A 15,088-nucleotide genomic window follows, 5' to 3' on the forward strand; every position below is an offset into this window, starting at 1 on the left:
GGCCCCGCCCACCGGGCTGCCCGGGCGCGGTCCCCTGTTTTTCCGGCGGCGCGGGGGCCTGCTGGGGGCCCGCGTTCAACCCCCCCCTACCGCCGTGACGATGTGGGGATAGGGCAGATTTGACCGCGAAGCGGTTCGACGCGGGGTAGGGCGAGACTCTGTTCGAGCCCTGACATGCCCTGCGTTGGCGAAAGGGAAGGGGCTGCGGCGAGGAGAGCCGAGATGGCGACGAACACCTGGCGGGCCTTGCGGAGTTGCCCCTTTGTTATCCTGAGCGTGGGGCAGGAGTGGGCTCGACGGAGTCTCTCCCTACCGCCGTGACGAGATGGTGTGTTTATCCCAGGCGGTCTGGTTACACCCAAATGACGCCGGGATACTTCTTGGACAGGGTCGAGCGGAGTTTGGGATACGTCAGACTTTTGAATGCAGGCCAGTTGAAGGTGGACTCGAGGCGCTTGCCATCGGGAGTGCAGAGCCAAAGCTTAACCGGAAGCTTGTTCTCCAGGATATGAGGATGCTCCTTGAGGGCGAAGGTTTCGTGGAGCTTCACCTGGGCCTCTGGCGACTGAGGTTCGCCCTCTTCATCTCGAGCTGCTTCAGCGTAGGTCAATTTGAGCTTCTTCCCGTCATGCCAGGGGATTGCTAGCGGTGTGAGCTCATCCAGCCAGCCCCGTTGCTCGGGGGCGAGATGGGCCAGGAAGGCTTCCTTCAACGCAGCGGCTTGTGCCTCCTTGACCAGCGTCATCCCTTCGAAGGCCCGAGTGAGTGCCTTGAGCTGTGCGTCGCGATCGAACGGGGGAAACTCGAGCTCGGGCGCGGCGGCGTCGATGAGGTTGATCCGGGCCATCAGCTGCTTCAGCTCGTGATTGAGCTGTGGAAGCTCGAACCAGCCGCGCAGAAACGCGTCCGCCAGGCAGCGGCCCGAAGCCTCCGGATCCACTTCGCGCTGATGCTGATGATCGATGACCAGATCTTGGAAACGAATCAGGCGCACGGCGGCAACCCGCTTGTGCCCGCGATCGAACAAGTGTTCGACCTCTCCGGTGAGCTGATCGGGAAATAACTCCTGGAGCCATTCCTTCTTCACCGCGGTGGCTAGTCCCAAGAGGGTCAGAGGACTGGATCCTCGGCCGGGCACCTCGCGGATGGTGGCCGCGACGAACAGAGCTTCCTGCTGCACGACGCTTTCACGCATGAGCGTGGCGTGTCGACCTTCGGTGAGATCGCACTCCAATGTTCCCAGATCGCGACGGATCGCCAGCTGATCGGCAAACCCCACCGCCAGACAGCGCAGCAGAGGATCCTGCGCGGCGGCCGCTTTGCTTTTGGTGTCTGTCGGTGCCGGATCGTTGCCTCCGGTGGCCGAAGGGCTTCCATCGGCCGGGGCCGCATCGCGTACGAAGCCATGCTGCCGCGCGATGTCGAGGATCTGCTTGAACGTCTGCTCCACCTCGCGAGCAACTTTGCCATTGATGCCGTAGCGACGGCAGCGCTCAGGATTGAAGTCGCTGTTCTTGGCGAACTGATAGGCGCGCATCAGCGTGTAGAAATCGGACAGCGCGCTGGCTTCGAATAGCTCCCGCGCTTCGGCGATGTGTTTGTCGTCGCGTCCGATGCGCGTGAGTAAGTCGCGTCCACTGACGAGCGCGGCGCAGAGTGCCGCGGCCGGGACGCAGCCGTGCTTGGAAGCTTGGACCAGCATTCGCGAGTAGCGGGGATGCATGGGGAGTCGAAGCATCTGGCGTCCGACGAGGGTGAGATCACTTTCGTGACGATGCGTTTCGATGGCTTGGCCTGCTATCGGGCGTGCGCTGCGCAGTGCGCCCAGCTGGGTGAGTAGCGATTCCGCCCTCTCCACGGCTTGAGTGTCCGGCTTGTCGAGCCAGGCGAAGCCTGCCGCTCGGCGGATGCCCAGGGAATGCAACAGCAGCACCACCTCGGCGAGGTCGGCCCGCTGGATTTCGGGGGTATTTCGCTCCGCTCGATTCAGGTGAGCGCTCTCGGTCCAAAGTCGCCAGCAGGTTCCGGGCGCAGTCCGGCCGGCGCGGCCTTTGCGCTGGTCGGCCGAGGCCCGGCTGATCGGCTCGAGATTGAGTGTGCCGATCCCGCGCTCGGCATCGTAGCGGGCCACGCGGGCCAGTCCGGAGTCGACGACATGACGGATGCCGTCAATGGTTACGGAGGTTTCGGCGACGTTGGTCGCCACGATGACCTTGCGCAGTGCGTTGGGAGCGAAAGCCAGGTCCTGCTCCTCGGGAGAAAGCTCCCCGTGCAGCGGGATCAGGGCCACGCGTTCGGCCAACCGTTGGCTGCGGATGGCGTTCATGGTGGACAGGATTTCGCCCATGCCCGGCATGAAGACCAAGATGTCCCCCTCGACGCTGGTTTGTATAATGCGCTCGACGGCATCCGCCGCTTGCTCGGTGATGGGGCGATCGTCGGGGCAGTCAAGATAGGAGACTTCGACCGGCCAGGATTGGCCCTCGGAGATCACAATTGGGCAGCCGCCCAGATAGGCCGCGACTGGCTCGGCATCGAGGGTGGCGGACATCACGCCGATTTTGAGATCGGGCCGGGTCGTGGCTTGGAGCTGCTTGGCCAGGGCGAGCGCTACATCGCTGAGCAGGTTCCGTTCATGGAACTCATCGAAGAGCAGGACGCCGACGTCGCTGAGTTGCGGGTCGTCCTGGATTTGACGGAGCAGAACCCCTTCGGTGATGAAGAGGATGCGAGTGCCCGCTTCCGTCCGGTCCTCGAAACGTATTTGATAGCCGACTTCTTTGCCTACCGGTGACTTCCGTTCCCACGCCACGCGGGCTGCGACTGTGCGTGCGGCGACTCGACGCGGTTGCAATACGATGATCTTCTTGTCGCCCGCTAGTCCTGCATCCAAGGCCATCTGGGGGACCTGGGTGGTTTTTCCGGAGCCGGTGGGGGCGACCAGAACCAAGCGATTGCCCTCCCGGAGCGGGCGGAGCAACGCGTCGTGGACATCCCAAATGGGCAGTTCGCGTCCGGTCATGGGGAGGGCAGCTGGAGCGCTAGACTTTGGGGGTGGCACCGACGAACAGCAGCGCCAGGGCTACCAGGCTCAAAATGGCCATCATGCCCATGGGCATGAATTTCTTTCCTTTGGCAAAGCGCAGTCCGAAAAACACGGTGAGGAACATTAGGAAGCCCTTGGCGACATCCAGGCTGAAGTAGCCCAGCGCGCAGAGGATTAGCGGGATCGACAGCACCGAAGAGGCGATCAGCGAGGCCTTGCTGCCGGCTTTGATGAAACCCATTAAGCCGCCGGCGATGAGAAAGGCGATGTAGACCCACAAAATCACAGTAGCGTTCATAGTCCTGAGAAACATAAGGGGCGCGTGGTGGTGAGGGCACGAACAATCTGCTCTCGCAGCACCGGCTGTCGGCGCGATGGAACGGCGGTCGTTCGGTGTAGGAACAGGATCGCATCGCGCCGACAGCCGGTGCTGCGAGAAGGCGCTGCGTGCGGGGGGGATGGACGGCTCTTGATATCCAAAGGGTTTGGGCTTGCGCAGTCCCCCCGCAGCTGCTGGATTCTGACCCATGGGCCGACAACGTTGCACAGCCACCATCCTCACCTTCAATGAGGAATCCAATCTCGCCGACTGCTTGGAGGGGTTGGGCTGGGCGGACGAGATTGTGGTGGTGGATTCGGGAAGTACGGATCGGACCTTGGAGATCGCGCGTCGCTACACCCATTCGGTCTGGGTAAATCCATGGCCTGGATTCACTGAGCAAAAGAACTTCGCGGCGAGCCAGGCTGCCCATCCGTGGATCTTCAATGTGGATGCTGATGAGCGGGTGACGCCGGAATTGCAACGGGCATTGGTGGAGGTCTTGGAGAACCCTCGCCAGGAGGGCTATGAGGTGCCGCGGGCCAATTTTTTTCTCGGGCGCCACATGAAGTGGGGAGGGTGGTCGCCGGATCGGGTGCTTCGGCTTTACCGGAAGGACGCAGGACGGTTTGGCGGGGTGGAACCGCACGCCAAGGTTCTGCTCGACTCGGCCCAGGTGGGTCGACTTGAGGCACCGCTGATCCATTTCACCTACCGCTCCTTCGCGCACTTTGTTTCCAAACAAACCCCCTACGCGGAAGCGACGGCCCGAGCTCGGATGGAGGCAGGAAAGCGCTATGCCTGTCTGCCTTTAAGGATTTTTTTGAAGTCGGTTTGGAAGTTCTTTGAGGTCTATTGTTGGAAACTGGGGCTGCTGGATGGGACCCATGGTTTGGTGGCAGCCTTGGGTTACTCTTATCGGACTTACCTCCAGGAAACCATCCTCTGGGAACGCACTCGGCTTCCGGAGCCATCGATTGGCGAGACGCAAACGCGGCGGTAGGCCCCTGCTGTTTGCTGTTGAGAATTGGAGGGCGTTATACCGGGGGTGTCACTGTGCTTCCCGCCCCGGCCCATCTTTTTGAACCCTCCGGTTTCTAGGTGTTGGATTCAGGAACGTGAAGGTGTCGATTTTGCCGGCGATACTCGGCAAGGACTTCCCGGACTTCGTCATCCATGCGCCTGACGTTCGGTGAAAATGTCTCTGCCTGGGACATTTTTTGAGACACTTGCCTTGGCCTTGGGGCAAAACGGGCGAGCCGAACCTGTTTAGGAAGGGCTTCCCTGACCGCCAGTGCAGCGCTGTCGATGAGGCGACACAGCATCGAAATTCGCCCCGAATCTGCCAGGAAAGCTTAACCTGTTGATAGACGCGGTTGGTTGATGTTTCTGGAGCGTTGGCGCGAGAAAGATTGTCTTACCCAAGGACACATTTGAGACCAAAAGTCTGGTGGTTTCTAGCTAAGGTTAGATTTGGCATTCGCTCTGCTTGTTAGGAGGAGTGTGGTTGATCTCCGATTGACCCCCGAACCTGAACTTAAGAAGCCATGACTACTAAAGACCTTGTTTACCTGAGCTTGCTGGCACTCTCTGCGATCGTCTTCTACTGGGCTGGTTTCTATGGTGGGTTCAACACGACGCTGCGCATCCTGAAGGCTAAGGATGACGAAGCCGTCAACGACACCGATATTGAGCTTTCTGTTCCGGAGCAGCCGCTCCTGTCCTCCACGGGTATCGAATCCATTACGTCCACTCGGCGCCACAACACCGTGTCGGTCGGTTCGACCCTGCTTCCTCAGAAGTCCAATTATTTTGGCCGAAACTAAATCGGCCTACCTGAGTAGCCCCCTTTACGATTTACTTCATAAGACTGAAAGCCCGCGGATGCGGGCTTTTTTTATTCCCCACGTAGCCTTGTTCGGTAATAGGCCTGCGGTGCCGCATTCGTCGCTGGCTGGGTGAACAGATAGGTGAGGGTGCCCGACCCTTGACTCATCTCAAGGTAGGAAAGAGGCGTCCAGGTGTCAGGGAAAAGCGTTTGGCTCCATTCCAGGTTAAACCCTTGATCCACGTGGCCGCCGAATAGGAAAAGATGATTCCAGAGCTCTCCTGTCGGACTGAGGGTCCGCGAGTAAGCCAAAATTTCCACCGGGGTTGTGTCCGAGACAACGGAACTTCTGAGGATGGCCCCTTCCTCGCCCACCATGATGAGTTGCCGGCCATCCGTGGCCAGGCCGTAGAGATCCCGATAGGTGTAGGTATTGAGTTCCTTCCAGGAGGCGTAGTTGGTGCTCCAGCGCAGCGTGCCACTTTGGCCAAGAATGAAACAAGCATCCCCCGCCCACGCGACATCGGTGAGGAACTCGGTGGTTCCTGACACTCGCGCAACCCACGCGCTGTCATTGGTGCTGGTCAGCAGAGTGCCGCCTTCGCCTACGGCCACGCGCGTGCCGTCGTGTTCGCGAACTCGGAATAGCCAGGCCGTGGTGGGACTCGTGATTCGACGCCAACCCAGTCCGTTGGCTCCCCCCGCAATCAGTGTCCCTTTTTGGCCGCACGCGATGAATCCGTCCGGCGTCGTGGTGACGCTCGATAGCAGGTTGGCGTTGACCGGATTGCGTCGGGTCCAGAGGCTTCCGTTGCTGCTCACCACGATTTCCCCCTGATCGCCGACCGCCACATAAAGGCCGTGGCCGGCGGTGATTCCCTGGAGTTGGTTCGTGGTCGGCTTGTTCTCAGATTCGAGCCAGATAACCCCGAAGGTTGAACTAAGATTCGTTCCGTTCCCCGACTGTGAGGGCAGGTTGGTGAGCAGGTTGGGGCTCCGGATGATCGAGCCTTTCGTTCCGACGGCCACCAGCAGGTTGGAATCGCCTCCCACCCCCAGCAGCGTGACATTGGTCACGGAACGTGGTGCGAGCTCCAGGGTCCAATCGACTCCTTCGCTGCTGGTCAGCAGAGTTCCGTTCTGACCGACGGCGACATAAAGATCATTCAGTCGAGTTGCGCTCCACAGCCAGGGGCGAAGCGATTCGGAGGTTTCCAACCAGGAGTAGGGGAAACCGGCGAGTGGTTGGTATCCTTCAACCATCAGACCGCTACGGCCGGCGGCCAGGAAGTAGTTGGACCGCGCCATGGAGGCATAATATGTTCCAGCAGGCGCGGGATAGTTCGAGAGAATGAACTGATCCACCCAGGGACCGTTTGTTTCGCTGATGAGCAGATCGAAGCTGCCCCCGACCAGTCGCGAGGAGGCGTTGGCTGAGGCCGTCCAGAGGTCATTGGTTCGGCCGGAGGATTCGAGGCTCCAGTTGATACCATTGCTACTCGACCCGATCGTACCCGCCCGTCCCACGGCGAGGTATCGGCCCCCTCCGTAGGTGATTCCCAGCCAATCCTTGGTCCCAACGGAGCGCGAAACCCAATTAGTTCCTTGCTGGCTTTGGAGCACTGTTCCCTGTTGGCCGACCGCGACGAAGCCAGCCGGCCCGTGAGCAACCCCCGTCAGCCACGTGCTGAAGGGGGTTGATTGCCGCTTCCAACGCACCCCGTCATTGCTGGTGTAGATGGCTCCCGCGTCACCCACCGCCACGATCTGCTGGGGAGAAGCCGCCACCCCTTCGAGCCAATCCTCAGTCGGCCCGTCCAAATGAGTTCCTGGTTGGATACTTTGGGGTCCGTTAAGGTTATCGGAGTAGTATACCGAACCACTTTCCCCTACGAGAACTGCTCTTCCGGTCGGTAGGAACAGAGCAGCGCGCAAGGCTAGGTTGGTTCCAGTTTCGCGCGGAATCCAAGTCACCAGGTCATCGCTGTAGTAGATAAGCCCTCTTTCCGTCACTTGGAGCCCTCGTTGGAGGGCATCGGAGTAAGTCAGGCCGAAAACCTGGTTGCCGTGTGGTTTTGGATTTGACCATCGCGTGTGAGCCGAGGGAGGTGCGGCAAAGCACTGAACATCAGCATGGTGGAGCACCAGGCTGATCCAGCACAACCGAGCGATCAGGCCGATCGGCGCGTGAAAAACGCGGTACGCCATGTTTGAGTTGGAAGACCTTCATCAGGCTAACACTCTGCGGCAGAAAGTGCCAGCGGGGAGTTGGAGGGGACTCTGGTCATTCGTAATCGTAATCCCTTCCTCCTCAACATCGGACCCCGTTACTCCGCCAGGATACCGCCACGAGGTGGGAACCAGGAAACCAAACCGACTGACGGATTACGATTACGATTACGATTACGAGGAAGGGGGCGAGGAGGGATCTGGGACTTTTCGGGATGTAAGTCTTGCCTGAGTGGAGGCTTTGCTTCCATTCTCCCGACGCATTCATATCAACCGTTTATGACGCTTCTATCTGGAAAAATCGGAGTGGTGTTTGGGGTAGCGAACAAGCGATCCATTGCCTGGGCTATTGCCCAGGCTTGGCATAAGGCTGGCGCTCAGCTGGCGTTCACCTACCAAGGCGAACGCCTCAAGGAGAATGTGGAGGAATTAGCCTCAACCTTTGGAGCTGATACTTTGCTGATCCCTTGCGACGTGACCCGAGATGAGGACATCCAACGAGTCTTCACCGAGGTTGGCCAAAAGTATGGCAAGCTGCACCTCCTGCTGCATTCCGTGGCGTATGCTCCCAAGGACGCGCTGGAAGGAAAGTTCGTGGACACAAGTCGGGAAGCTTTCCGGGTAGCGCACGATGTGAGCGCCTATTCCTTGGTGGCATTGGCTCGGGGCGCTGCTCCCCTGATGACCGAAGGGGGAAGCATTGTGGCGATGAGCTACTACGGGGCGGAGAAGGTAGTGCCGCACTATAACGTCATGGGGGTGGCCAAGGCAGCTTTGGAAGCCAGCACTCGCTACCTCGCCTACGATCTGGGTCCGCAGAAAATCCGGGTTAACTGCATCAGTGCCGGCCCTATGAACACCCTGGCCGCTCGGGGTATCGCGGGCTTTTTGGACATGATGAAGCACTATGAGGCCCATTCCCCCCTCAAGCGAAATGTTGCTCCGGACGAGTTGGGGGCGACCGGCGCTTTCCTGGCGAGTGACGGCGCGGCCGCGATCACCGGGCAGGTCCTTTACGTGGATTGCGGGTATCAGATCATGGGCATGTAGGCCTCCTTGGAAAAATCGGATCAAGTCTTTCAGGCTTCACCCGATTCACTGAGAAGTGATTGCCAAACGGTTACGTGGGATCAAAACGCTAAATCTTTTGACCCCTTCCGCAACTTTTACTAGCGTCGCGCGTTACTCTACACACGCGCACCGGCTAATATTGTGTCATTTTTATCGCTAAAGAACTTAATCTCGGAAGTTACCCAGTCCACTCCGGACCAGGTGGACGCGTGGAGTAAGGCGTGGCGAGTGGCGGCTGAGAACGGAGGCCAGGAGTCGCTCATCGAGTTTATCGCGCGCGAGTGCGGCCGATCCGAGGAAACCTTCCTGCAGGAGCTGGCCAAGCGACTCAACTGGCCCTTTCTGGAGCTGCGATCGCTTTCAATTCCGACGGAGGCTCGAAATCGGATTTCGACCAAGGTGGCCTTTCAGTATTCGGTCATCCCGGCTAACGTGGTCGATGGCCAGCTTCAGGTTGCCGTCAGCAACCCGTTTGATCCCTCGATGATCAACTCGGTGCAGTTCGATGCTCGATCACCGGTTCAGTTCGCTTTGGCGCCCCGAGCGGAAATCGATAAGGCGCTGAAGAAGTACTATGGCGTTGGCGCCGAGACTTTGGATGAGCTTTCCAAGGACGAGCCCATGGAGCTGGTGGTGGCGGAGGACAAGGAAATCACCGAAGGCGATCAGGAAGCCAGCGTCATCAAGTTCGTTAACCAGATCGTCTGGGAGGCCTTCAAGGACCGCGCAACGGATATTCATTTTGAGCCTGCGGAGGATGAGCTGCGAATCCGGTATCGCATTGACGGCATTTTGCATCAGACCCCGATGCCCCCGCAGCTGAAGCACTATCAGTCCTCCATCATCTCCCGCATCAAGGTCATGGCCGGGATGAACATCGCCGAGAAGCGGCTCCCGCAGGACGGACGCATTAATGTTCGCATCAAGGGCGAGGAGATCGACATCCGCGTTTCCACCGTTCCCACGGTGTATGGTGAAAGCGTGTCGTTGCGGTTGCTGACCCGCGGAAAGATCTTCTTTGGCCTGGAGAAGCTCGGATTTGGTGGGGAGGAGGAGGCGGCGCTCCGGGAGATTATTGTGAAGCCACACGGCATCATGTTGGTGACCGGGCCTACTGGCTCGGGAAAGTCCACCTCTCTGTATGCCTTCCTCAGCACCATCAACTCAGTGACCAAGCGGATCATCACGATTGAGGAGCCGGTTGAGTATGAGTTGAAGGGCATCAACCAGATCGCCGTGCGATCCGACATCGGACTGACCTTTGCCGTGGGCCTGCGGCACATTCTGCGGCAGGATCCGAACGTGATCATGGTTGGGGAAATTCGCGACTTGGAGACGGCGGAAATTGCCATTCGCGCCGCGCTGACCGGTCACTTGGTTTTTAGCACTCTGCACACGAATGACGCCCCGAGTGCCTTCACCCGGCTGATTGACATGGGGATCGAGCCGTTCCTGGTGGCGTCCTCGGTCGAGGCAGTGATGGCCCAACGTCTGGTTCGGCGGATTTGTCCCAAGTGCAAAGTGGAGCAGAAGGTGGAGCGAGACTATTTGGTGAAAGCGGGGTTTCCAGAGGCAGGTATGGCACAGGCGAAATTCTGGAAGGGAACCGGTTGCGAAGAGTGTCGGCAGCTGGGGTATCAGGGTCGCGAGGGCATTCACGAGCTGATGGTCATGAATGATGCACTGCGGCCGTTGATTCTGAACCGGTCCGCTGCGTCGACCATTGCGGCCAAAGCGATGGATTATGGAATGAAAACGTTGCGAACAGATGGATGGAAGAAGGCCTTGGCGGGCATCACCACCATCGAGGAAGTGCTTCGCGTGACGCAGAGCGAGGAGCATATGCGCTCGCTCGTTGAAGAGGAAAAAACTGACAAGTGGGCAAAGGCGTAAACAAACCGCGCTGGCAGGCGTGCAATGTCATGGGGCTGAGCCCGACCGGGCCGCGTCTTTGGCAGGCGAGTCTCGCTGGAGGCAAAGTGACCCTGAGTCGCGAGGAGCCGCTGGAGGCGGCTGCGGCCACGGATCTGAAGCTGATTGCGAAGGATTGGAACGAGCTGGTTCGTCCTCGCCTCAACCTCGCCGTTCTCTCGCCGTCCCAGGTCTTCGTTCGCGTGGTTCATCTGCCCAAGGCGGAGGATCCGGCGGAGACTCATTCGATGCTCGAGTTTCAGCTCGAGAAGCTTTCTCCGCTGCCGGTCCCTCAGATTGTCTGGACCTACGAGTTGGTGCCCTCGCGTGGGTTGAGCGAAAACCAGACCGTGATTTTGGTGGTGGTGGCCCGGCAGTTGGTCGAGGAGTTGCTCGGAAAGCTGGAGGGGTTTGGCTATCTCGCGGACCGGATCGAGCTTCCGTTCATCGATCAGTTGCTGGCACTGGAGATCAGTCGGGATTGCGCGCTGCTGTTTCCGATCACCATTGAGGACGGTTCCCAGTCGTTCTGGGTCGCGTGGTGGTATGGGGGCACTCTGCAGAGCATTGGGCAGATCCATCTGCCGGCCGAGGGGAATTTCGGCGAAGCTCTCAAATCTCAGCTCGGACAGATGGCGTGGGCGGGCGAATTGGAGGGCTGGCTCACGACTCTGCCGCGCTACTATCTGGTCGCGGAGGCCGTTGTCGGCCAAGCGTTGCTCGCGCGCCTGGAAGGTCATTTCGATCCTCCTATCGAGATGGTGCCCGCCGCTCCGGAAAAGACTCTCGCCGGCTTGACCGCCCGCCGCGCGATTCAAGGGAACGTCCGAGCCGGCCTCCTGCCACCGGAGTATGCGGCCAAGTATCGACAGCTCTTCGTCGACAAGCTCTGGATGCAGGGCCTGTTCGGTTTGGTGGCGGCCTATCTCTTCGCCATTCTGATTTATTTCGCGATCGTGGCGTACATGCGCTTTGACCTGGATTCGGTAGCCACGCAGGAGCGCGCTCAGGGCATTGCTTATACCAATGCGCTGCGACTGCGCGATCAGGTCCGGGTTCTGCAGGATCAGGTGAACCTGCAGTTCGCGGCGTTGAACTGTTATGCTGCGGTGTCCACCAACCTGCCGGCCGAACTTTCCCTGGACTCCATGATCTTCGATCGTGGCGCCAAGCTGACTGTCAATGGCAGCGGGGGCGCTGAAGCGGGGAACCGGGTCTTTGATTTTGTGGAGCTGCTGAAGAAGGCACGGGTGGCCGATCAGCCATTGTTCGGGCCCATCGCCGGGCCGACCATCACCGTGAAGCAGGGTGGGCAGCAGATCTCGTGGAGCATGATCTGTGATATTCGGAGGCCAGATCTCGAATGATCTCGTATCTCGACAAGATGAATCTGCGTCCCGCTGAAAAGCGGCTGGTGGTGTTTGCCGCCATCGCAGTGTTTGTGGTGGTGAATCTCATCTTTGTAGTGCCGAGTTTCGGGGAGTGGGGCCGCATCGAGCAGCAGATCAAGGATTCGCGCGTGCAGCTCGACAAATATGCCGTGGAGGTTCGCAAGCATCCGGTCTATGCCAAGGAGTTGGAGCGGCTGCGGAAGATTGGGCAGGCGGTGCCTTCGGAGGATCAGGCGTTGGACGTGGTCAAGACCGTGAGTTCTGAAGCCGCACGAGCGCATCTCGCCATTCAAAACATCTCGGGTCGCGGGGGAGCCACTGGTAAAACCAACCTGTTTTTTGAAGAGCGAACTGCCAGCGCCACCATGAACGGATCGGAAGAACAGCTGGTGGATTTCCTCTACTATCTCGGCAAGAGCGATTCGCTCATTCGGGTGCGGGCCATGAACCTGACTCCCGATCCGGCTCGGATGCGATTGAACGTCAACTTTACCTTTGTCGCGAGCTATCAAAAGGTTCCCGCTTCCCGCGCGGCCGCCCAAGCGAAGTCGGCTGCGGCCGCCACCGCCACGACTGCCACGACCGCCACCGCTACGTCACAGGTGACAGCTCCCGTCGCCTCTCCCTTTAAGGCGCCCCCGACCTATCCCAAGACGAATCGGCCGACGCGTCTCACGACCAACCAGGCGATTGCTCCACGCAAATGAAGACCTTGTACCGCGCCATGGACGCCCGCCATTCAACAACCCCCAGCCACTTTGTGAGAAACCTCTCCTGCTTCCTTCTGGCTTGTGCCTTGGCGCTCACCGCGACGGGCCAAGATCAAACTCCGGACCAGCCGGCGCCGGCGCCTGCGCCGGCAGCTGCGGATGCGGATGCGGATCCCGCTCCGGTCGTGCCACCAGCTGCTCCGGCCGTGTCGCCGCCGCCCGCGCCGGTGGCACCGTCACCTCGAATTCCGCTTCCCCCTCCCACCGCGGGACTGAGCAAGTTCACCAATTCATTGCGCAACGCGGTGAATACGGCAGCGGCCACCAACCGTCCTTCTCTGCCCGCGTTTCCGGCTTTGCCCACGCCGCGTCCGCGAACCAATGCGGCATCGGTCCGTCCCTTGGGCGGTGTTCCTGGCCAGACTACCATTGCGGCTCCGGCGACGCCGGTCAACCCGGGGGCGGTCCCGCCTGGGGTGGCGGGTCAGGTGAATCCGGCGGTGGCCGGCGGTAATCCCGCGGGAGGCGCCGCTGGCGCCACACCCCCTCCAGTCAAGCCGGTCTTCGATCCTTCTGCGACCAACGATCCCAACGAGCTGGTGACCGTTGAGATGAACGACATGGACATGCAGAGCGTGATCGAGCTCTATCAAAGCTTCAGTGGAAAAACGGTGCTGCGACCTGCGAACCTTAATTTTCCGAAGCTTACCATTCACCCGCCCGGGCCTCTGACCCGGAAGGAGGCGCTTGAGGCGCTCGACAGCATTTTGGCGCTGAACCAGATCAGCATGGTTCCGCAAGGCGACAAGTTTGTGAAGGCGCTGCAGAGCAACCAAGCGTTGCAGTCCGGAACCGTGTTCTACGAGGGGGATCCCAACCAGCTTCCTGAAGCGGGTGTGTATGTGCAGTACGTGGCCAAGTTTGAGTTTATCGACCCGGAAAGCTTGAACACCCTGCTCAGCCAGTTTGCCTCGGCGAGCGGGAAAAACATCATCATTCCAAATACTCAAAACATCGTGCTGCGCGATTTCTCCGAGAACGTGAAGCGGATGCTGGAGGTGTTGCGGAAGGTCGATGTGGACACGCCGCGAGATTACGATCCGGTGGTCATTCCCATGAAGTATGCCCTGGCGAGCGACATCGCCAACGTCCTCTCCTCCTTGAGCCAGGGCGGTGGCGGTGGCGGGGTCTCGATTGGCGCCGGCGGCGGCCGTTCGGGGGGCGGTGGGAGTCGGGGTGGCGGCATCGGAGGAGGTGGGTTTGGCGGAGGCAGCGTCGGAGGATTCGGCGGGTCGCGCAGCGGCAGCTCGATTGGAAACCGCAGCTATGGCGGCGGCATCGGGAACAACTACGGCGGTGGCTACAACAACTATCAGAACGGGAGTGCGGTTCCAGTGGATGGTTTTCTGCCGCAGAGCGGCACGACGGTGCCCTTGGACGCCAACTTCTTTGACCCTCTCCAAGCAGCAGTCAATCCGGTGGCGCCCGGAGCTACCGCGGGGGGGGCGGGACGTGGGTCCTTCAACAATCGGCTCAACCAGATCCGCAATGCCGCGGGCGGCGGCAAAGAGGACATCTATGTTCTGGGGCAAGCCAAGATCATCGCTGATGAACGCACCAACTCACTCCTCATTTTCGCCAGCAAGCAAGATTTGGCGAGTATCTCGAACATCATCGAAAAGCTGGATGTGGTGCTGGCGCAGGTTCTGATCGAGGCTCTCGTCATGGAGGTCTCGCTGAATGACAGTCTGGAGTATGGGGTGAGTTACATCCAGCGTCCGAAGACCACGGGACGCTTCACTGGCGCGGGCGGCGTCAACAATGGGCAATCGATTGGCGATGCGACCTCGGCCACCAACCTGCTGAACCTGGGCAATGCCTTCAGCTACTTTGGCAAGTGGGGCGGCGACTTCGATGTGGCGGCGCGGGCAGCGGCGACCGACAGCCGGGCGAACATCCTCTCCCGTCCGCGCATCCAGACATCGCACGCGGTGCAAGCCGACATCTTCGTCGGTGAAACCCGCCCCTATCCCACATCGGCCGGAACTTCTGGCGGGATTTACAATTACGGACCCCAGATCCAGCAGCTCCAGATTGGTATCACGCTATCGGTGTTTCCCCTCATCAACCCGGACGGGTTGGTGGTGATGGAAATTCGTCAACGAGTTCAGAGCTTCAAGGGCAGCGTTCGGATTGAGCAGATTGGCGACGTCCCGATCACCACCGAGCGCGAAGCGAACGCCACCGTGGCGGTGCGCGACCGTGAGACCGTCATGCTGGGAGGATTCGTGAATGCCAACAAGGAGAAGGGCCGAAGCGGCGTGCCGCTGCTCAAGGATATCCCGCTGCTGGGGGCTCTGTTCCGGAGCAACTCTGACAAATCGGATCGCACCGAGCTGATTGTCCTGATTCGTCCGACGGTGTTGCCTACTCCGACCGACGCTGCTGACATCGCGATCGAGGAAAAGGCGAAGTTGCCAGGTGTGACTTTGGCGGAGGAAGAGTTTGATCGCGAAGAATCCAAGCGGTTTGAGGAAGCGCGCAAAGAGTTGAAACGGCGTGAAAAGAAGCGCCGCTGAGCGA

Annotated in this window: 10 protein-coding genes; 7 read left to right on the forward strand and 3 right to left on the reverse strand. The window is 59.9% G+C overall.

Features of this window, described 5'->3' with window-relative positions; all coding sequences use genetic code 11:
- Positions 1-352: 352 nt before the first annotated feature.
- Positions 353-3,022 (reverse strand): DEAD/DEAH box helicase, encoded by a 2,670-nt coding sequence (locus JNN07_01300; protein ID MBL9166355.1) that lies wholly within the window; start codon positions 3,020-3,022, stop codon positions 353-355.
- 19 nt (positions 3,023-3,041) lie between these two features.
- A complete protein-coding gene (locus tag JNN07_01305) occupies positions 3,042-3,344 on the reverse strand; it encodes a TMEM14 family protein (GenBank protein MBL9166356.1) in 303 nt (100 codons plus the stop codon).
- Between the two features lie 229 nt (positions 3,345-3,573).
- Here JNN07_01305 and JNN07_01310 point away from each other — a divergent pair, with 229 nt between their 5' ends.
- Both JNN07_01310 and JNN07_01315 read left to right on the forward strand, forming a co-directional pair.
- On the forward strand, positions 3,574-4,368 hold the full coding sequence (locus JNN07_01310; GenBank protein ID MBL9166357.1) for a glycosyltransferase family 2 protein: 795 nt from the start codon (positions 3,574-3,576) through the stop codon (positions 4,366-4,368).
- A gap of 544 nt (positions 4,369-4,912) precedes the next feature.
- Positions 4,913-5,191: a hypothetical protein gene (locus JNN07_01315; GenBank protein ID MBL9166358.1), complete on the forward strand. Its 279-nt coding sequence runs from the start codon at positions 4,913-4,915 to the stop codon at positions 5,189-5,191.
- Positions 5,192-5,262: 71 nt separating this feature from the next.
- Here the strand turns inward: JNN07_01315 and JNN07_01320 are convergent, their stop codons facing one another.
- The gene (locus JNN07_01320) at positions 5,263-7,401 is read right to left on the reverse strand and encodes a hypothetical protein (protein MBL9166359.1); all 2,139 of its coding nucleotides are present in this window, start codon (positions 7,399-7,401) and stop codon (positions 5,263-5,265) included.
- Positions 7,402-7,701: 300 nt separating this feature from the next.
- Between JNN07_01320 and JNN07_01325 the strand changes: the two genes are divergently transcribed.
- The 5 genes from JNN07_01325 to JNN07_01345 all read left to right on the forward strand — a co-directional run bounded on the left by JNN07_01325 (position 7,702) and on the right by JNN07_01345 (position 15,084).
- Positions 7,702-8,472, forward strand: coding sequence for an enoyl-ACP reductase (locus JNN07_01325; protein ID MBL9166360.1), 771 nt, complete (start codon positions 7,702-7,704; stop codon positions 8,470-8,472).
- A 162-nt stretch (positions 8,473-8,634) separates the two neighbouring features.
- Complete coding sequence (tadA, locus tag JNN07_01330) at positions 8,635-10,386, forward strand: Flp pilus assembly complex ATPase component TadA (GenBank protein ID MBL9166361.1); 1,752 nt, start codon at positions 8,635-8,637, stop codon at positions 10,384-10,386.
- Positions 10,371-11,771 carry a hypothetical protein gene (locus JNN07_01335; GenBank protein ID MBL9166362.1) on the forward strand — a complete coding sequence of 467 codons (1,401 nt, stop codon included), beginning with the start codon at positions 10,371-10,373 and terminating at the stop codon, positions 11,769-11,771. Before tadA ends, JNN07_01335 begins: the two co-directional genes overlap by 16 nt.
- The gene (locus tag JNN07_01340) at positions 11,768-12,502 is read left to right on the forward strand and encodes a hypothetical protein (protein MBL9166363.1); all 735 of its coding nucleotides are present in this window, start codon (positions 11,768-11,770) and stop codon (positions 12,500-12,502) included. The genes JNN07_01335 and JNN07_01340 overlap by 4 nt, the downstream gene beginning before the upstream one ends.
- A complete protein-coding gene (locus JNN07_01345) occupies positions 12,499-15,084 on the forward strand; it encodes a hypothetical protein (protein MBL9166364.1) in 2,586 nt (861 codons plus the stop codon). Before JNN07_01340 ends, JNN07_01345 begins: the two co-directional genes overlap by 4 nt.
- Positions 15,085-15,088 lie beyond the last annotated feature (4 nt).

It is taken from the genome of Verrucomicrobiales bacterium (genome assembly GCA_016793885.1).
In the GTDB taxonomy this organism is placed as follows: Bacteria; Verrucomicrobiota; Verrucomicrobiia; order Limisphaerales; family UBA11320; genus UBA11320.

Bases quoted from the DNA above. Each gene is read 5' to 3' on its own strand.
- JNN07_01300 (MBL9166355.1), bottom strand. From the start codon at position 3,022: ATGACCGGACGCGAACTGCCCATTTGGGATGTCCACGACGCGTTGCTC.
- JNN07_01305 (MBL9166356.1), bottom strand. From the start codon at position 3,344: ATGAACGCTACTGTGATTTTGTGGGTCTACATCGCCTTTCTCATCGCC.
- JNN07_01310 (MBL9166357.1), top strand. From the start codon at position 3,574: ATGGGCCGACAACGTTGCACAGCCACCATCCTCACCTTCAATGAGGAA.
- JNN07_01315 (MBL9166358.1), top strand. From the start codon at position 4,913: ATGACTACTAAAGACCTTGTTTACCTGAGCTTGCTGGCACTCTCTGCG.
- JNN07_01320 (MBL9166359.1), bottom strand. From the start codon at position 7,401: ATGGCGTACCGCGTTTTTCACGCGCCGATCGGCCTGATCGCTCGGTTG.
- JNN07_01325 (MBL9166360.1), top strand. From the start codon at position 7,702: ATGACGCTTCTATCTGGAAAAATCGGAGTGGTGTTTGGGGTAGCGAAC.
- JNN07_01340 (MBL9166363.1), top strand. From the start codon at position 11,768: ATGATCTCGTATCTCGACAAGATGAATCTGCGTCCCGCTGAAAAGCGG.
- JNN07_01345 (MBL9166364.1), top strand. From the start codon at position 12,499: ATGAAGACCTTGTACCGCGCCATGGACGCCCGCCATTCAACAACCCCC.